General features: G+C 68.0%; 18 protein-coding genes. 9 read left to right on the forward strand and 9 right to left on the reverse strand.

The features are described 5' to 3' along the window. The first annotated feature begins 95 nt into the window (after positions 1-95). On the forward strand, positions 96-794 hold the full coding sequence (locus ACFRMN_RS18485; protein ID WP_383020485.1) for a DUF1707 domain-containing protein: 699 nt from the start codon (positions 96-98) through the stop codon (positions 792-794). Between the two features lie 235 nt (positions 795-1,029). Then, complete coding sequence (locus tag ACFRMN_RS18490; protein WP_129770557.1) at positions 1,030-1,404, forward strand: WhiB family transcriptional regulator; 375 nt, start codon at positions 1,030-1,032, stop codon at positions 1,402-1,404. A 100-nt stretch (positions 1,405-1,504) separates the two neighbouring features. On the opposite strand, the gene glpX is transcribed toward ACFRMN_RS18490, so the two are convergent. Further along, positions 1,505-2,536, reverse strand: coding sequence for a class II fructose-bisphosphatase (gene glpX / locus ACFRMN_RS18495; RefSeq protein WP_383020488.1), 1,032 nt, complete (start codon positions 2,534-2,536; stop codon positions 1,505-1,507). Between the two features lie 123 nt (positions 2,537-2,659). Here glpX and ACFRMN_RS18500 point away from each other — a divergent pair, with 123 nt between their 5' ends. Further along, positions 2,660-3,235 carry a DUF4245 domain-containing protein gene (locus ACFRMN_RS18500; protein ID WP_383020490.1) on the forward strand — a complete coding sequence of 192 codons (576 nt, stop codon included), beginning with the start codon at positions 2,660-2,662 and terminating at the stop codon, positions 3,233-3,235. 181 nt (positions 3,236-3,416) lie between these two features. Here ACFRMN_RS18500 and ACFRMN_RS18505 read toward each other — a convergent pair whose 3' ends face one another. The 4 genes from ACFRMN_RS18505 to ACFRMN_RS18520 all read right to left on the reverse strand — a co-directional run bounded on the left by ACFRMN_RS18505 (position 3,417) and on the right by ACFRMN_RS18520 (position 7,304). Then, on the reverse strand, positions 3,417-4,004 hold the full coding sequence (locus ACFRMN_RS18505) for a malonic semialdehyde reductase (protein WP_383020493.1): 588 nt from the start codon (positions 4,002-4,004) through the stop codon (positions 3,417-3,419). A gap of 153 nt (positions 4,005-4,157) precedes the next feature. After that, positions 4,158-4,451 (reverse strand): exodeoxyribonuclease VII small subunit, encoded by a 294-nt coding sequence (locus ACFRMN_RS18510; RefSeq protein WP_383020495.1) that lies wholly within the window; start codon positions 4,449-4,451, stop codon positions 4,158-4,160. Positions 4,452-4,537: 86 nt separating this feature from the next. Continuing rightward, entirely contained in the window at positions 4,538-5,746 is a 1,209-nt protein-coding gene (xseA, locus tag ACFRMN_RS18515; protein ID WP_383020498.1) for an exodeoxyribonuclease VII large subunit, read from the reverse strand. Positions 5,747-5,930: 184 nt separating this feature from the next. Then, the gene (locus tag ACFRMN_RS18520; RefSeq protein ID WP_383020501.1) at positions 5,931-7,304 is read right to left on the reverse strand and encodes an APC family permease; all 1,374 of its coding nucleotides are present in this window, start codon (positions 7,302-7,304) and stop codon (positions 5,931-5,933) included. 301 nt (positions 7,305-7,605) lie between these two features. Here ACFRMN_RS18520 and ACFRMN_RS18525 point away from each other — a divergent pair, with 301 nt between their 5' ends. Next, on the forward strand, positions 7,606-8,631 hold the full coding sequence (locus tag ACFRMN_RS18525) for a 4-hydroxy-3-methylbut-2-enyl diphosphate reductase (protein ID WP_383020504.1): 1,026 nt from the start codon (positions 7,606-7,608) through the stop codon (positions 8,629-8,631). 89 nt (positions 8,632-8,720) lie between these two features. Continuing rightward, positions 8,721-9,458, forward strand: coding sequence for a polyphosphate--glucose phosphotransferase (ppgK, locus tag ACFRMN_RS18530; protein ID WP_383020506.1), 738 nt, complete (start codon positions 8,721-8,723; stop codon positions 9,456-9,458). Between the two features lie 10 nt (positions 9,459-9,468). On the opposite strand, the gene ACFRMN_RS18535 is transcribed toward ppgK, so the two are convergent. Continuing rightward, positions 9,469-10,026 carry a DUF6542 domain-containing protein gene (locus tag ACFRMN_RS18535; RefSeq protein WP_383020601.1) on the reverse strand — a complete coding sequence of 186 codons (558 nt, stop codon included), beginning with the start codon at positions 10,024-10,026 and terminating at the stop codon, positions 9,469-9,471. A 340-nt stretch (positions 10,027-10,366) separates the two neighbouring features. On the opposite strand from ACFRMN_RS18535, the gene ychF reads away from it, so the two are divergent. Both ychF and ACFRMN_RS18545 read left to right on the forward strand, forming a co-directional pair. Then, positions 10,367-11,455, forward strand: coding sequence for a redox-regulated ATPase YchF (ychF, locus tag ACFRMN_RS18540; RefSeq protein ID WP_383020509.1), 1,089 nt, complete (start codon positions 10,367-10,369; stop codon positions 11,453-11,455). Between the two features lie 462 nt (positions 11,456-11,917). Then, complete coding sequence (locus tag ACFRMN_RS18545) at positions 11,918-12,694, forward strand: hypothetical protein (protein WP_383020512.1); 777 nt, start codon at positions 11,918-11,920, stop codon at positions 12,692-12,694. Positions 12,695-12,776: 82 nt separating this feature from the next. On the opposite strand, the gene ACFRMN_RS18550 is transcribed toward ACFRMN_RS18545, so the two are convergent. The 3 genes from ACFRMN_RS18550 to ACFRMN_RS18560 all read right to left on the reverse strand — a co-directional run bounded on the left by ACFRMN_RS18550 (position 12,777) and on the right by ACFRMN_RS18560 (position 14,766). Next, positions 12,777-13,040: a type II toxin-antitoxin system RelE/ParE family toxin gene (locus tag ACFRMN_RS18550; protein ID WP_126640886.1), complete on the reverse strand. Its 264-nt coding sequence runs from the start codon at positions 13,038-13,040 to the stop codon at positions 12,777-12,779. Beyond that, positions 13,033-13,302, reverse strand: coding sequence for a type II toxin-antitoxin system Phd/YefM family antitoxin (locus ACFRMN_RS18555; protein WP_015578585.1), 270 nt, complete (start codon positions 13,300-13,302; stop codon positions 13,033-13,035). Before ACFRMN_RS18555 ends, ACFRMN_RS18550 begins: the two co-directional genes overlap by 8 nt. Positions 13,303-13,566: 264 nt before the next feature. After that, on the reverse strand, positions 13,567-14,766 hold the full coding sequence (locus tag ACFRMN_RS18560; protein WP_383020516.1) for a hypothetical protein: 1,200 nt from the start codon (positions 14,764-14,766) through the stop codon (positions 13,567-13,569). 283 nt (positions 14,767-15,049) lie between these two features. On the opposite strand from ACFRMN_RS18560, the gene ACFRMN_RS18565 reads away from it, so the two are divergent. Together ACFRMN_RS18565 and ACFRMN_RS18570 are read left to right on the forward strand one after the other, a co-directional pair. Continuing rightward, positions 15,050-16,567, forward strand: a complete 1,518-nt coding sequence (locus ACFRMN_RS18565) for an N-6 DNA methylase (RefSeq protein ID WP_383020519.1) — start codon at positions 15,050-15,052, stop codon at positions 16,565-16,567. A 5-nt stretch (positions 16,568-16,572) separates the two neighbouring features. Then, positions 16,573-17,793 (forward strand): restriction endonuclease subunit S, encoded by a 1,221-nt coding sequence (locus ACFRMN_RS18570; RefSeq protein WP_383020604.1) that lies wholly within the window; start codon positions 16,573-16,575, stop codon positions 17,791-17,793. Positions 17,794-17,906: the final 113 nt, after the last annotated feature.

Here is a 17,906-nt window from a genome sequence, read left to right on the forward strand (position 1 = left end):
GGGCGGTGGCTCGTCACGGGCTCGGGACGCGCCTGGTACACGCCTGGCGGGTCTGCCACTAGTCGCGATCTATCGCGTTTCGCTACCCTGGGGCCGTGGACCTCGAAAAGCACCCTCAGAAGCCGGTCGCGCGGAAGCCGGTCGCGCCGGCGGAGCCCCCGGCCATCCGGGCCTCCGACGCCGACCGTGACCGGATCGCGGACATCCTTCGGGAGGCCCTCGCGGAGGGCCGGCTGGACGCCGAGGAGCATGCCGAGCGGATCGACTCCGTCTACCGGGCCAAGACCGTCGCCGAACTGGAGCCGCTGGTAAGCGACTTGCCGGCCACCGGAGCCGACGGCCGCCCGGTCACGCCGGCCGCGTCCTCGTCGGCCTCGTACGGATACGGTCCGGAGGACCCCACGGCCCCCGCCGAGAACCTTGTCGCGATCTTCAGCAGTTCGACCCGCAAGGGCCGCTGGCGCATCGGCCGCAGGACCAACGCCTTCGCGCTCTTCGGCAATATCGAGATCGACCTGACCGAGGCGCTCTTCGGGCAGCGCACCAGCGTGATCAACGCGACGTCCATTTTCGGCAATGTCGAGATCACGGTTCCCCAGAACATCTCGCTGCGCGGCAACGGCACCGGAATCTTCGCCAATTTCGAGGTGCTTACGCTGGAGGCCGAGGAGCAGGACGCGCCGACCGTCGTCGTGAACGGATACTCGGTGTTCGGCAATGTCGAGGCCAAACCGAAGCGCGGCAAGTTCATCGCCGATCTACGCCATCAGCTCCGCAAGCACCTCGGTCACTGACGCGTCCGATTCGTCCGACCCGCTGACGCGTCCGACTCGCCTGACCGGTTCGGCTCGTTGGCCCAGCGTTTTCGGCTGCTTCCTGCCAAAGGTGTCCCGTTGCGGGGGCGCGTCCGGAATTCCGTACCGCGTTCCGGACCCCGAACTGGCTGCCACTCAGTGCATAGGCGTGCGTACAGCGGGTAGGGAAAGCTTCATCGTCTCTCGCTCGCGAAGCCGTCGTCAGGAGTAGACCGTGCTGCAACTGCCGCATCAGCCCCTGCAGGTCGCCGCCGTACCGCCCCAGCGGAGTCCCGCTCGGGAGGATCAGGCCGGGCCCTGGCATTCGGAGGCGGTGTGCCGCCGGGACGAAGCCGGATTGTTCTTCGCCCCTTCCAAGGAGCCGACAGCCGCGAGGCTGGCGCGGGAGGAGGCCGCGAAGCGGGTCTGTGCCCGCTGTCCGGTCATGGTCGACTGCCGGGAGCATGCCCTGCTCCAGCCCGAGCCGTACGGAGTGTGGGGCGGGCTGACCGCGGCTGAGCGCCGGGTGGTGCTGGCCCGTCGCCGGCGGCGCGAGGTGGAGTTGCGGAAGGCCGCCGCGGCGGGCGACCGGATCGCCGCCGCCGGTTGAAGCGGGGCGGTTCGCGGACGGTACGGATACGGAGGGGGCGCCCCGCCGCACAGCTGGGGCGCCCTTCCGTACGCGCGGCTCAGACAGGGCCTGGGCAGAGCTACTTGGCGCGGTCGAAGTCGATCGTGCTGTAGGCCCGGAGCTTCGAGAGCCGATGTGTCGAGTCGATCTGCCGGATCGTGCCCGACTTCGAGCGCATGACCAGGGACTGGGTGGTCGCGGTCTCCGAGCGGTAGCGCACCCCGCGCAGCAGCTCGCCGTCCGTGATGCCGGTCGCGACGAAGAAGACATTGTCGCCACTGACCAGATCGTCGGTGGACAGGACGCGGTCCAGATCGTGCCCGGCGTCGATCGCGCGCTGCCGCTCGACCTCGTCCTTGGGCCACAGCTTGCCCTGGATGACACCGCCGAGGCACTTTATGGCGCACGCCGAGATGATGCCCTCGGGGGTGCCGCCGATGCCCATCAGCAGGTCGATGCCGGTGCCTTCGCGGGCGGCCATGATCGAACCGGCCACATCGCCGTCCGAGATGAACTTGATCCGGGCGCCCGTCTCCCTGATCTCCTTGACGATGCCCTCGTGGCGGGGGCGGTCGAGGATGACGACGGTGACATCGTCGGGCGAGGAGTGCTTGGCCTTGGCGACTCGGCGGATGTTGACCGCGACGGGCGCGTTGATGTCGACGAAGTCGGCCGCCTCGGGGCCGGTGACGAGCTTGTCCATGTAGAAGACCGCGGACGGGTCGAACATGGCCCCGCGGTCGGCGGCGGCCAGGACGGCGATCGCGTTCGGCATGCCCTTGGCGTTAAGGGTGGTGCCGTCGATGGGGTCCACGGCGATGTCGACCTCGGCGCCGGTGCCGTCACCGACACGCTCGCCGTTGAACAGCATCGGGGCTTCGTCCTTCTCGCCCTCGCCGATGACGACCACGCCGTTCATGGACACGGTGGAGACGAGCGTGCGCATGGCGTTCACCGCGGCGCCGTCCGCGCCGTTCTTGTCCCCGCGCCCGACCCACCGGCCGGCCGCCATCGCGGCCGCTTCGGTGACCCGGACCAGCTCCAGGGCCAGGTTGCGGTCGGGTGCCTCGGGAGACACCTCAAGGGGAGCCGGTAGTTGATGCTCGGTCATCGGAGCGCACCTTTCTGTACGGCGACGGCCGGAAAAGAGGGTGATACGACTCTATCCGCACATCGACAGATTGAGCAGAGGGCCCCACGTATGAGCGCCGCGCCGTGATGCGACGATGGTGGGGTGGCGAGCGAGCGAGGCAAACAGACGGTGCGGGACCTATTCCTGTCGATGGCGGTCATCGGACTCGTCGTCGCCGGGATGTATGTATTCATCCCGCATGACGAGAAGGCGATCCCGGTCAAGGCGGTCGACTACCGGGTCGAGCTGCTGACCGCGCGGCGCGCGGCGCCGTACCCGGTGCTGGCCCCGACGGGCCTGGCGGAGACGTGGAAGCCGACGTCCGTCTCGTACAAGCGCGCGAGCGACAACGCCTGGCACCTAGGGTATCTGGCCCCGGACGGCGAGTACGTCGCGGTCGAGCAGTCGACGGGGGCTCCGGAGAAGTACGCCGCGGAGGTCAGCCGGCAGGCCGCGGACACGGGTAAGACGCAGCAGGTGGCGGGCGAGACCTGGCGGCGCTGGGAGGGTCCGAAGTACGACGCCCTGGTCCGGACGGACGGGGACGCGACGACGGTGGTGACGGGTACGGCGTCCTTCGAGCGGCTGGCGGAGATGGCCGCCGCGCTGGAGGCCGATAAGCAGGAGGCCGGGAAGCCGGGGTCGGAGCAGCCGGAGGCCGGGAATCCGGAGGCCTAGAAGCCTGGAGTCGCGACGTCCTGGACGTCCTGGACGTCCAGGACGTCCTGGCGGGCGGTGTCCGGCGGCCTCGTCCCGCGCATCCCGCACGTCCCGTACGCGATGAGGCCGCCGTCTCGCGTACGGGATGTACGGGACGGCGGCCTCGTTCATGTGCGGGGTCGGGGTCGGGCGGCCGGCCTCAGACGGTGGTGATGGCCTCGTCGAAGGAGAGGCGCGGGGAGCGCGGGTACCAGGCGTCCTCGCCGGGCTTTCCGATGTTGATGATCATCAGCGGGGTGTGGTCGTCGTCCAGGAACTCCTTCTGGACGCCGGCCGGGTCGAAGCCCGTCATCGGGCCCGCGGCGAGCCCGGCGGCACGGACGCCGACGATGAAGTAGCCGGCCTGGAGCGTGGCGTTCAGCGCGGCGGCCTGCTCGCGGACCGAACGGTCACCGAAGTAGTCCTTGGCCTGCGGGAAGTGCGGGAAGAGCTGGGGGAGCTCCTCGTGGAACTCGTTGTCCGCGGCCAGGATCGCGACGAGCGGGGCGGTGGCGGTCTTGGCCTGGTTGCCGTCGGACATGAGCGGTACGAGGCGCTCACGGGCCTCGGCGGAACGGACCAGGACGACGCGCAGCGGCGACTGGTTCATCGAGGTGGGGCCGTACTTGACCAGGTCGTAGATGGCCTGCACCTGCTCCTCGGTCACCGGCTCGTCGGAGAAGGTATTGGCCGTACGTGCCTCACGGAAGAGGAGGTCCTGAGCGGCGGGGTCGAGAACGAGGGACATCTGAAGTACCTTCCGGAGGCGCGATGGATCAGGCAAACAGCATTCACCGTACAAGTGGATGTGTGAACCTTCAACAAAGGCCGGGCTGGGGTGACTCGACTCACAGCAGCCCGGAAGCCCCTCGCGCCGTACTCGCTCGTCCGGCCCCGGACGTCAGGACAGGGGCGCTTCCGCCTCGCCGCCGTCCTGGCCGTGCCGCCCGTCCTGGCTGCCCTGGCCGTCCTGGCCGTCCCGTTCCGGGCTCTCGTCCGCCAGGGACGCGTCAAGCCGCGCCCTCGCGCCCTCCAGCCAGCGGCGGCACACCTTCGCCAGCTCCTCGCCCCGCTCCCACAGCGCAAGCGAGTCCTCCAGTGACGTACCGCCGGCCTCCAGCCGCCGTACGACCTCGATCAGCTCGTCCCGCGCCTGCTCGTAGCCGAGCGTCACGTTCTCGTCCGTCCTGGCCATGTGATCCACCTTCATAGATACGCGCGCAGGGGCGCGGTCCGACAACGATCGCGTCAGCGCTTAGGTCCTGTCCGACCGGAAAGGACCTACTCGGCGACCCGTACCGTGAACTCACCCTCCGCCACCCTGGCCCGCAGCTCCTCGGCCGCGGTGACCTCCTCCGGGGAGCGTACGACCGTCCCGTCCGGCCGCTGGAGCACCGCGTACCCGCGCTCCAGCGTCGCCGCCGGTGACAGCGCGACCACCCGGGCGCGGGTGTGCGACAGCTCGGAGTCCGCGCGGTCCAGCAGATGCCGCAGCACCCGCCGGCTCCGGTCGGCGAGCGCGTCCACCTCGGCCGCGCGCTCGTCCACCATCCGGTGCGGCCGCTCCATCACGGGCCTGGCCAGCGCGTGGGCCAGACCGCGCTCCTCCCGGTCGAGCAGCCCCCGTACCGTCCGCAGCGCCCGGTCCCGCAGGGCCTGTACGCGGTCCTGCTCCTCGCCGACGTCCGGCACGATCCGCTTCGCGGCGTCGGTCGGTGTCGAGGCCCGTACGTCCGCCACCAGGTCGAGCAGCGGCGCGTCCGGCTCATGACCGATCGCGGAGACCACGGGCGTACGGCACGCGGCCACCGCCCGTACCAGCTGCTCGTCCGAGAACGGCAGCAGATCCTCCACGCTGCCGCCGCCGCGCGCCACGACGATCACGTCCACCTCCGGCAGCGCGTCCAGCTCCTTGACCGCCTGGACGACCTGCGCCACCGCGTTGACCCCCTGTACCGCGGTGTTGCGGACCTCGAAGCGCACCGCGGGCCAGCGCCGCCGCGCGTTCTCCAGCACATCGCGCTCGGCCGCCGAGGCCCGGCCGCACACCAGCCCGATCAGCTGCGGCAGAAAGGGCAGCGGCTTCTTGCGGTCGGCGGCGAACAGCCCCTCGGCCCCCAGGGACTTCTTCAACCGCTCCAGCCGCACGAGCAGTTCACCGATCCCGACGGGCCGTATCTCCGTGGCCCGCAGCGACAGCTGGCCGCGCGGCGCGTACCACTCGGGCTTGGCACGCACCACGACCCGCGCGCCCTCGGAGACCACGTCCGCGATCGCGTCGAAGACCTGCCGGTAGCAGGTCACGCTCACCGAGATGTCGTACGACGGATCGCGCAGCGTCAGAAAGACCACGCCCGCCCCCGGCCTGCGCGAGAGCTGGGTGATCTGTCCCTCGACCCAGACGGCACCGAGCCGGTCGATCCACCCGCCGATGAGCCGCGACACCTCACCGACGGGCAGCGGAGCGTCCGCGGATGTATTGAGAGCCATACACGGGAGCGTATCGGCCGCCTGTGACATCGCTCCGAAACCGGCTTTACGGGGTACGGCCCGCCGGGTACGGCCCGCCGGGTACGGGCCCGCCGCAGGCTCACGCGTCCAGGGCCGTCCGACCTGGCACGCCCCGGCCCTCCGACCCGGCCGTCCGCCCCGGCCGTCCGCCCCGGCCCGACGGCTACGGCTTGCCGGTGAGCGGGGCCGACCGTCCCTGTCCCTGTCCCTGTCCCCGTCCCCGTCCCCGCTGCGACATCAGTACCACCAGACCCACGGCCAGCCAGATCGCGCCCACGATCCGCGCCGAGCCCGCCGCCTCCACGATCACCGCGATCAGGATCCCCGCGCCGATCACCGGCAGCAGCACATGGCTGATCCAGCGCACCGGCCCGTCCCCGCGCCGTACCGCGAACCACCCCACCACCGACGCGTGCAGCAGCACGAACGCCGTCAGCGCCCCGATATCCACCACCGAGACCAGCCGGTCGAGTCCGTCGGCGCGCCTGGCCGCCCACACCGCCGCCAGCAGCGTCACCACGGCGGCCAGCAGCAGCGCCACCCGGGGCACGCCCGAGTCCGTACGCGAGAGCACACGCGGCAGCCGGCGCGCGCGGCCCATGGCGAAGAGCAGCCGTCCGGCCGCGGCCTGCGCGGCCAGCGCCGCGAACGCCGCGCCGATCGCCTTGCTGACCGCCACCAGATCGTGCAGCCAGGCGCCGACCGAGGTGTCCACCGCGTCATAGAACGCGGAGCCCTGCGCGGCCGGATTCGCGGCCAGCTCCGCCGAGGACATCGGTTCCAGCAGCGCCACCAGATAGGTCTGCGCGATGAACAGCGCGCCCGCCAGCACCAGACAGGACAGCACGGCGCGCGCCACCTGCCGCGATCCGCCCGTCACCTCTTCCGCGAACGACGCGATCGCGTCGAAGCCGAGATAGGACAGCACGGCCACCGACACCCCGCCCAGTACGGCGGCCGGGGAGAAGCCCACATCGCTTGTGAACGGGGTGGACCAGCCGCGGGTCCCGCCGTCCCGCGCGAGCACCGCGACGGCCGACACGACGAACACCAGCAGGACGACGATCTCCAGGGCGAGCACCGCCATCCCGACCCGGGCCGCGGCCCGTACCCCCCAGAGGTTGAGCAGGGTGGTGATCACGACGGCGATCGCGGTCCACACCCAGCGGTCGACGGAGGGGACCAGCGCCTCCATGGCGATCCCGGCGAAGAGATAGGCGACCGCCGGGATCAGCAGATAGTCGAGCATCGCCATCCAGCCGGCGATGAATCCGGCCCCTTCACCGAGCCCCTTGCGCGCGTACGCGAAGACGGAGCCGGCCTGCGGGGCGACCCGCACCATCTGCGCGTAGCTGAAGGCGGTGAACGCCATCGCGACGGTCGCCACGACGTAGACCAGGGCCACGGCGCCATGGGACTTGGCGTCGAGCGTGCCGAAGATTCCGACCGGCGCCATGGGGGCGATGAAGAGGAGCCCGTAGACGACGAGGTCGCGGAAGCCCAGCGTCCGCCGCAGTTCGCCGCCGTCGGCGGTCATGCCACCGTCGGCGCTCGGGCCACCGACGGTCGGGCCACCGGTGGTCGGTCCACCCTCCGCCGGCCGCTCGTTCGACGGCCCGTTCGACGGTTCGTGCGACGGCCTGTCCGAAGATCCGTTCGACAACCTGTCCGACGGCCTGTCCGACGGCCTGTCCGACGGTCCGACCGGCGGCCTGCCTGACGGCCCGTCCGTACCGGCGCCGGTATCGGCCATCGCGTCCCTCCGTCGATCGCGTAGGCCCAGTCTCGGGCCGCCGCCCGCCGTCCCGCCTCTTGTGAACGGCCTTACGATGGGACGCATGACTGCACAGTCCCGCCCGTCGCCCGCCGCCACCCCCAGTGGAGACGCCGCGCGCCGCGCCGGCAAACGCGTCCTGCTCGCCGCTCCCCGTGGTTACTGCGCCGGTGTCGACCGCGCCGTGATCGCCGTGGAGAAAGCCCTGGAGCAGTACGGGGCGCCGATCTACGTCCGTCACGAGATCGTCCACAACAAGTACGTCGTCAGGACCCTGGAGAAGAAGGGCGCGATCTTCGTCGAGGAGACGGCGGAGGTCCCCGAGGGCTCGATCGTCATGTTCTCGGCCCACGGCGTCGCGCCCGTCGTCCATCAGGAGGCGGCGGACCGCAGGCTCGCCACCATCGACGCGACCTGCCCGCTGGTCACCAAGGTGCACAAGGAAGCCGTCCGGTTCGCGAACGAGGACTACGACATCCTGCTCATCGGCCACGACGGCCACGAGGAGGTCATCGGTACGTCGGGCGAGGCCCCGGACCACATCACGCTGGTCGACGGCCCGGACGATGTCGCCAATGTCGAGGTGCGCGACGAGTCGAAGGTCGTCTGGCTCTCCCAGACCACGCTGTCCGTGGACGAGACGATGGAGACGGTCGGGGCGCTCAAGGAGAAGTTCCCGCAGCTGATCTCGCCGCCGAGCGACGACATCTGCTATGCCACCCAGAACCGCCAGATCGCGGTCAAGCAGATGGGCGCCGACGCCGATCTCGTGATCGTCGTCGGCTCCAAGAATTCCTCCAACTCGGTCCGGCTGGTCGAGGTCGCCCTCGGCGCGGGCGCCGGCGCCTCCCATCTGGTGGACGGCGCCGAGGAGATCGACGAGGCATGGCTCGACGGCGTCTCCACGGTCGGCGTCACCTCGGGCGCGTCCGTCCCGGAAGTCCTGGTCGAAGGCGTGCTGGAGTGGCTTTCGCGGCGCGGCTTCGAGGATGTCGAGATCGTGAAGGCGGCCGAGGAGTCGATCACGTTCTCGCTGCCGAAGGAGCTGCGCCGCGACCTGCGCGCCGAGGCGGCGGCCCTCTCGGAGTAGTAGAGCCCGGACGGCACTTGACGGCACGGACAGGACCAAAGCGGCCGCCCGGGAAGTCGCTGTCAGCATCTGCCCGTAACGTTGTGCCCATGAACGTCTTCGGAGTGGACATCGGTGGCTCGGGCATCAAGGGTGCGCCCGTGGACCTGGAGCGCGGCGATCTGGTCGAACCGCGGTACAAGGTGCTGACCCCGCACCCGGCGACGCCCGAGAGCGTCGCCGACGGCGTGGTGGAGGTCGTACGGCACTTCGGCTGGTCGGGCCCGGTCGGCATCACCTTCCCGGGGGTGGTCACGGGCTCGGTGATCCGTACCGCCGCCAATGTCGACAAGGCCTGGATCGATACGGACGCGGGTCAGCTGCTCGGTGAGCGGCTGGGCCTGCGGACCACCCTCCTCAACGACGCCGACGCGGCGGGGGTGGCCGAGATGGCCTTCGGCGCGGGCAGAGGCCGTAAGGGCGTGGTGTTCCTGCTGACCTTCGGTACGGGTATCGGCAGCGCGCTCTTCATGGACGGCAAGCTGGTGCCCAACACCGAGCTGGGGCATCTGGAGCTGGACGGCCACGAGGCGGAGAAGCGAGCCTCCACGAAGGTCAAGGAAGACGGGGACCTGAGCTGGCACCACTGGGCGCACCGCGTCCAGAAGTATCTGGTCCATATGGAGATGCTGTTCTCGCCCGAGCTGTTCATCATCGGCGGCGGAGTGAGCCGCAAGGCCGACAAGTTCATCCCCCTCATCGAGGGGGTCAGGGCCGAGATTCTTCCGGCGGAGCTCCAGAACAACGCGGGGATCGTGGGCGCGGCGATGACGGCGGCGGGAAGGTGACGGAGCGGCACTAGCCGCGCCGGACAGCCCTGGGCACGGTAGCTCCGGGCGCTCTGGTCCGGGGGCCGGGTCCGGGGCCGGGGCCCGCTGCCCTGTACGCCGTGGCCCCGGCCCGGGTCGCTCCGGCTCGGGCCGCCGCCTCCCGGGCGCTCTGACGCCGGCCCATCTGCCGCACCTTCCGTACGGACGCGATGAGCCCGGCGATGAGCGTGCCGCCGTACAGCCAGCCCGCGTGCACGGCCAGGGTGGTGACGAGCGCCATCGTCCGCCCGCCGAAGCCGCCTTCCCCGTCGGCGATCGGATACGCGCCGACGGCGAAGGCGATCGGCACGCTGATCGGCGCCGTGACCAGGTCGGCGGTACGTACCCAGAGCGCGGTCACCGCGCTGACCGGCAGGAACAGCACCCCGTAGACCAGAGGCGCGCCGTCCAGGAGCAGCCGGTCCAGGAAGCCGATGGCCAGCATCGTCGCGGCGGCGAACAGTCCCGCGCCGAGCCCGGTGAACCGCGGATTGGGCAGTCCGCGCAGCCGCTGCGCCAACGGCGACACCCGCTGCCGGGGCGACATCCGCGGCCGGGGCGCCACCGGACCCCGGTAGCCACCGGCGTTTCTGGTGCCGGTCCCGGTGCCCGTCCCTCTGCGGGGGCTCGGGGGGCGCTGTCGACGCTGCTGGGCCTGACGTGTCCTGTGCTGCTCCACCGGACCAACGTAGGTGGCCCGGGACGACGATGCGGGCTTTGGACACGCCCTTTGGCCGAGCTTGGCGTTGAGTTCGACGTCCGGCGGCCGGACCGAGGCGCCCGGCGCCCGTCGGTGGCGGCTTCGGCCCGCCCGTAAACTGGGGGATCGGGCCCGCCCCGGGCCGGTCACGGCCATCAGCCAGTCCTCACTTCAGGAAGTCGCCAACGTGTCGCTCACGATCGGAATCGTCGGTCTGCCGAATGTCGGCAAGTCGACCCTGTTCAACGCCCTGACCAAGAACGACGTGCTGGCGGCCAACTACCCGTTCGCCACCATCGAGCCCAACGTCGGCGTGGTCGGCGTACCGGACCCGCGTCTGGACAAGCTCGCGGAGATCTTCGGCTCGCAGAAGATCCTTCCGGCCACGGTCGACTTCGTCGACATCGCCGGCATCGTGCGCGGCGCCTCCGAGGGTGAGGGCCTGGGCAACAAGTTCCTGGCGAACATCCGTGAATCGGACGCGATCTGCCAGGTCATCCGGGCCTTCAAGGACGAGAACGTCGTCCATGTCGACGGCAAGGTCTCGCCCAAGGACGACATCGAGACGATCAACACCGAGCTGATCCTCGCCGACCTCCAGACGATCGAGAAGGTCCTCCCGCGCCTCCAGCGCGAGTCGCGCATCAAGAAGGAGGTCGTGGGCCAGGTCAAGGCCATCGAGGAGGCCCAGGCCATCCTGGAGACCGGCGAGACCCTTTTCTCGGCCGGCATCCTCCAGGGCACCGAGAAGGCCGAGCCCCTGCGCGAGCTGCACCTGCTCACGACGAAGCCCTTCCTCTACGTCTTCAACGTCGACGAGGACGAGCTGACGGACGACACCTTCAAGGACGAACAGCGCGCCCTGGTCGCCCCCGCCGAGGCGATCTTCCTCAACGCCAAACTGGAGTCCGACCTCGCCGAACTGGACGACGAGGAGGCCCTTGAACTCCTCCAGTCCGTGGGCCAGGAAGAACCGGGCCTCGCCACCCTCGCCCACGTCGGCTTCCGCACCCTGGGCCTGCAGACCTACCTCACGGCAGGCCCCAAGGAATCCCGCGCCTGGACGATCAAGAAGGGCGCGACGGCCCCCGAGGCGGCCGGCGTGATCCACACCGACTTCCAGAAGGGCTTCATCAAGGCCGAGGTCATCTCCTTCGCCGACCTGGTCGAAACGGGCTCGGTGGCGGAAGCCCGCGCGGCGGGCAAGGCTCGCATGGAGGGCAAGGAGTACGTCATGCAGGACGGCGACGTAGTCGAGTTCCGGTTCAACGTCTGAGCGGATGAAATAACACCACGTCGTTGATGTGGCAAACAAGCAGATCAGAAGGGGCCGGGCTCTTGAGAGCCCGGCCCCTTCGTCCATACCGTGCTGGTTCGGTGCTGGATTTTCTGACGATAGTCACCTCTGCTGGGCCCTGGGGATGGAACCGCTGTGACGACCTGATCGGTTGCGTCAGCTCCTGCCTTCCGGCGCCGCCAGCGGCGGACCGCCCAGCTGCCCGCGTCTGCCAAGCCGCCAGCGATCAGGGATGCAGGTAGCTGAGTGAGTAGGCCCTCGATTAGAAGCCGTTGCAGAGCCATGTCGCGTCCTCTCGCTCGATGTTGACGCATCAAGCGTGGCCCGCCGCGCGCGCAGTTTTGACAGTTCTGGACAGCGTTGGACAACATCAGACGTCACTGGACGGGATCAGACGCGTGTCACGCGCAGTGGTCGAGGTCCGCCTCGGAGGGGGAGACCGTGGCAAAGCTGAGGGCGCCAGGGCTGCCGGATGGGCCCATGCAACGGCTGAGTGAAGAGCTGCATGCGCTGCATCGGAAGGCCGGATTTCCGTCAACGCGTGAACTGGCCCGCAGGACGAACGGGATCGGTAGTCACGGGCGCGTGCACGACCTGTTCTCAAAGCCGGTGCTCCCCGACTGGGGTTTCCTCGCGCTGGTCGTTCTGATCCTTGCTCAGGATATTGCCGGCCTGGAACCCGAGCCTGAAGTTGCTCGGTTCCACATGCTGTGGGATGAAGCGGCAATTGGAGAGCAGGAGGATGTGTCCAGCGATAGTACTGAAGGCGCTAGGACGGCTGACGCTACCGATGGAACACCGGCTGCCTGGGACGACGACGTAACTCGTGCGTTTGCAGATCACGAAGACGCTGTAAAGCAGGCGGCTTCGGTCCACGCTACTCAGCCGATAAACTCTTCGAGGAGACCATGGGCGCCACCCCATGCGGCTTCCCTGGGCGCCAGAAGGAATCTAGGGCGCTGCCTGTACTTCTTGTACGTCGATGCCGGCACGCCAACGTTCGCCGAAGCAATCGCTGCCATGGGCCTCGCGCCGAACACGCGCGAGACGCTGCGCAAGAACTTCATGCGGCCTGAAAATTTCTTTCTCAGCATGCTGCACAAGTTTGTTAGAGCACTGTCGGAGATGGCGCCCTATCAGGATCCCGAGCACATGGTTCCTGTCATCACGGCGCTTTGGAACAGCGCTCAGTGGGAACGGAGTAGTGAGACGGAATAGCGCCCGCATGTAGGTGTAGAAGGCTAAGGGTTTGCCTCTGCTGGACCTGTGCTGGATGTTCAGACGCTGGTATCAGCCGGGATCAGGTGTCGTAAACGGTGGAGCGATGCCCGACGTGGACGACCCACACCACGAGCTCTCCCTTGTCGATCGTGTAGACGACCCGGTAGTCGCCGACCCGCAGTCGACGGCGTTCTGGCTGTGACACGAGCGCGGTGGTGTTAAAGCCGAGGGGGTCGCTCTCCAGTTCGGTCAGTTTGGTCAGGATGCGCAGGGCCATGTCGCGAGGGATCTTCCGGAGCTCGGCCTGTGCCTCTGGCCGGAAGACGGTTCGGTATTCACTCACCGCGCGCCAACGTCTCCCTCATGATGTCCTCGATCGGGATGCCGGGTGCCGGGTTGGCCATGCGTTCGTCGATGATCCGGTTGATCTCGCGCTCTTCCCATTCCTGGTACTTGCGCAGCACCTCGATGGAGACGACGGCGGCAATCTGCTTGCCCCGTCGGGTGATCACGGTGGGCATGTCATCTCGATCGGCGCGCTCCACGACCTCGGCTAGGTGCGCACGTACGTCGCGGATGGACTCTATGGGCAGTGGCTGCGTCATGCGCTCAAGTGTACTGAGTGTGCCACGTGTACACAACCTGCTCCGGGTGGAGCGGGTTGTGCCGTGCTGGACGAACTGGGTGACTCGTCACCGTGCTGGATAGGTGCTGGATTGCCATTTCCAGTACTGCGTTTACGCAGGTGGGAGCTCTGTACCGCAGATTCAGGTTCAGCGTGTGATCGTCCCGTTACTGCGTGTTAGATAGTTTCGTCAAACGTGCAGGTCAGAAGGGGCCAGCTCCTCGGGGAGCCGGCCCCTTCGTCGTCACCGTGCTGGACGGGTCCGGCTCCATTCGGCAGACGGTTCGAGCATCGGCTCGAAGGCGGACTCCTCCTCATCGGGAACGCGAGGGAGAAATCCGTCGGGGACGGTGCGGGCGGCGGTGGTGAGCAGGCGGTCCAGGACTTCCAGGTCGGTGGCCGGGGGAAGCCGAAGTGCGGCGAGGAGGCGGTCCCGGACGGCGGGGTGGTCCGGGTGATCGGCGAGGTAGTCGGAGTTGAGGGCCGGGGGCCGGAAGCCGGCCAGGGCGTCGTGCCAGGACGGCAGGACGATGGCGAGGGTCAGGGCCTCGGCGAGGGACTCGGCGATGAGGGATGCCTGGCCCTCGGAGTCGGTGTAGAGGACGGGGCGGGGGTCGGGGCCGTCGGGGACGGCCGGGCCGCAGAGGTAGTGGGTTCCGCCCGCGTTGCAGCCGGCGACCGGCTCCACCGGGAGGCCGTTGGGCAGAATGATCGACTCGATCGGGTCGGTGCGGGCCAGGTCGAACTCGCCGTCGCAGGACAGATAGGCGGCTACCTCGGGTCGCGCGGCGATCTTGTGGAGCAGCGCGTTGTCCGAGAGGACGGCCGGGTTGAGGGCCCCGGCGATCGCAGGGGTGAGGGGGTGTCCGGCGAGGACGTGGCGGACGGCGTCGAGGGGGACGGGGCGCTCGTAGTAGTCCTCGAAGTGGGCCTGGACGGCCTCGGGGGAGCGGTCGGTGAGGAGATGGAAGAGGAAGCCGGAGCCGTCCGGGTCCTCGTTGCCTGCGGGGAAGGCGATGGCCGAGCCGGTGCGCCAGGCGGTGTCACCGGTTTCCCGCCACAGGCAGGCGGTGATCCGAGGAGCGTCGATACCCTCGTCGCGGAACGCGGGCTCGTCCAGCAGAGGGCGCAGTGTGGCGGGCACGTCGTCGATGACACCGGGCCAGACCTGCTCGTCGTCCGTCCCGTACGGACTCATCTCCGATTCGTGGTCGAACCCTCGTATGAGCACGCCTGCTGGGGTGAAGAGGACGGAGAAGTCGTCCCCCGAGCCGTTCTCCATCGAGGCCGCCCCTTCGCCGGGGCCCCGAGCCGTGTCGAAGGTGTAGCAGCAGAACTGCGGATCGTCGCCGATCGTGGCGTCCAGAATGGCCAACGCGTTCAGGTGCGAGCGGAGTTCGGCGGGCTCGGGGAGGAGGGCCGCGGTCTCGTGCACAGTGCTCATGGCGCTATGGAAGCAGTCACCACTGACAACCCGGCACGGCCGGCCCGGCCAGTGGCGCTTCCGCTTCAACGTTTTGGCGCGATTCCGCAACGTTGCTTTTGTCACATAGACGGGTCAGGAGTGGGCTGACTCTTCGGAGCCGGGCCCTTGTCTCGTTCCCGTGCTGGGACAGTACTGGGATGGCTGACGCATCATCACCCGCGGAGGCATGGCGGGTGGGGCGCACGGGGGGCTTATCCGGAGCGGACCGTCACTGTCGGTGCCCGCCGTTACGATCGACCACGTGATTACGGGCGAACTCAAGAGCAAGGTCGACCGCGTCTGGGACGCGTTCTGGACCGGCGGTATCTCCAACCCCCTCGAAGTGATGGAGCAGATCACGTACCTGCTCTTCATCAAGCGCCTCGACGAACTCCAGACCGTCAAGGACCGCAAGGCGAACCGCCTCGGAGAGCCCGACCCGGCCCCCTTCTTCGGGCCCGACGAGCAGGACCTTCGCTGGCAGAACTTCAAGGACCGAGACCCCGAGACCGCGTACGGGCTGGTAGCCGAGGGAGTCTTCCCCTACCTCCGCCGCATGGGCGGCGACGACTCGACCTACGCCCACCACATGCGGGACGCCCGCTTCACGATCCCGTCGCCCAACCTCCTCACCAAGGTCGTCGACATCCTCGATGACCTTCCGATGGATCGCAGCGACATGAAGGGCGACGTCTACGAGTACCTGCTCGCCAAGATCGCCTCGGCCGGACAGAACGGCCAGTTCCGCACCCCGCGCCACATCATCGACCTCATGGTCGAGATGACCCAGCCCCGCCCTGGCGACGAGATCTGCGACCCGGCCTGCGGCACGGCCGGTTTCCTCGTCCAGTCGGCTTCTTACGTCCAGCGCGAGCACCGTGAGGAGCTGTACGAGTCCGTCCAGCGCAAGCACTTCAACGAGTCGATGTTCCACGGCTTCGACTTCGACTCCACGATGCTGCGCATCGGCTCGATGAACATGCTCCTGCACGGCATCGAGAATCCGGACATCCGCTACCGGGACTCGCTGTCCGAGTCCGCCTCTCCGGAGTCCGAGCGTTACTCGCTGATCCTCGCGAATCCGCCCTTCGCGGGCAGCCTCGACTACGAGCAGACCGCCGCGGACCTCCTCCGAGTCGTCAAGACCAAGAAGACCGAACTCCTCTTTCTCGCCCTCTTCCTGAAGCTCCTGAAGCCCGGTGGCCGCGCCGCCGTCGTCGTCCCCGACGGTGTTCTCTTCGGCTCCACCAAGGCTCACAAGGAACTCCGCCGCATGCTGGTCGAGGACCAGAAGCTGGACGCCGTGGTCAAGCTCCCCTCTGGAGTCTTCAAGCCCTACGCCGGTGTCTCCACCGCCATCCTCATCTTCACCCGAACCGACTCCGGCGGCACGGACGACGTCTGGTTCTACGACGTCCGGGCCGACGGCATGTCCCTCGACGACAAGCGCAACCTCCTCCTGCCGGAGGACAAGTTCGGTGTCCGCCCCGCGGAGCCCCTGACCGAGGCCGACCACGCCAAGAACAACCTCCCGGACGCCCTCACCCGCTGGTTCGCCCGCGACACCACCGAACGAGAACACCCGCGTACGGCCCAGTCCTTCACGGTCCCGAAGGCGGACATCGCGGCCCAGGGCTACGACCTGTCGCTCAACCGGTACAAGGAGATCGTCCCCGAGGAGATCGAGACGCGGGCACCAATGGACATCCTGGCCGACCTTCAGCGCCTTGAGGAAGAGATCGCGAAGGGAACCGCGGAGCTGAAGGGGATGCTGGCGTGAGTGATATGCGAAGCATGCGACTCGGTGACGTCGCAAAGTTCATTCGTGGGATTACGTTCAAGCCCGATGACGTCGTGCCGGCCGGAACCAGTGGTGCGATTCAATGCATGAGGACGAAGAACGTTCAAGCGACTCTGGATACATCAGACGTCTGGAGTGTTGATTCCGGATTCGTCAAGCGGGAGGAACAGTTTTTGTGCGCCGGGGACCTGTTGATCTCCAGTGCCAATAGTTGGAATCTGGTGGGGAAGTGCTCGTGGATTCCCGAAATGGAATCCCCGGCAACCTTTGGTGGATTTGTGAGTGTCCTGCGTGGAGACAGGGCGTTGATCGAAAAGCGCTACCTGTACCACTGGTTCATCATGTCGAGTACGCAGGCGACAGTCAGAAGTTTCAGTCGGCAGACGACCAACATTGCCAACCTTGATTTGAAAAGGTGCCTGGACCTCCAGATTCCGCTTCCGTCGCTCGCGGAGCAGCGGCGCATCGCGGCAATCCTCGACCAGGTAGATGCCCTCCGTACCAAGCGCCGGCAAACCATCGCCCTCCTCGACGGCCTCGCCCGCGACATCTTCCTTGACATGTTCGGTGATCCGGTGGTGAATCCCAAGGGGCTGCCGATGGGGCGACTGGGAGAGTTGGGGACTCTGGACCGCGGAGTCTCCAAGCATCGGCCGAGGAATGACCCGGCGCTTCTTGGTGGCCCTTACCCACTCATCCAGACGGGGGATGTCGCCGCATCCGGAGGGTATATTGACGAATATAAGTCGACTTATTCCGGGATCGGTCTGACGCAGAGTCGAATGTGGCCCGCCGGTACGCTCTGCATCACCATCGCCGCAAATATCGCCAAGACCGGAATTCTTCGATTCCCCGCGTGCTTCCCGGACAGTGTGGTGGGTTTCACGGCAGATTCGGCAGTGGTGGAATATGTCCGCATCTGGCTTTCTTTCCTGCAGAAAGCGCTGGAGGCATCAGCTCCTGAATCGGCTCAGAAGAATATCAATCTTGCGATCCTCAGGAATCTGCCCATCCCTGTCGCTCCGGCGGGAGAGATCTCCGGATTCGCGGAGCGAATTGAGAAGGTGGCGGAACGGAAGAGGTCCTACGCGGCTCACCTCGCCACCCTTGACGAACTCTTCACCTCCCTCCAGCAGCGTGCCTTCGCCGGCGAGCTCCGGGATCGTGAAGCCGCGTACCCGCGACACATCGCTGTCCCGGTCTAGCCGCACCACGTCAGCAGCGACCGGTCGACCGATACGGCCGCGTCGTACGCGCGGTGGTGGGGTTGCCGGGCCATGAACGGGCCGGCAGCCCCACCCCGAGCAGGATCGTCAAT

Origin of the sequence: Streptomyces sp. NPDC056835 (genome assembly GCF_042789485.1) — a bacterium.
In the GTDB taxonomy this organism is placed as follows: Bacteria; Actinomycetota; Actinomycetes; order Streptomycetales; family Streptomycetaceae; genus Streptomyces.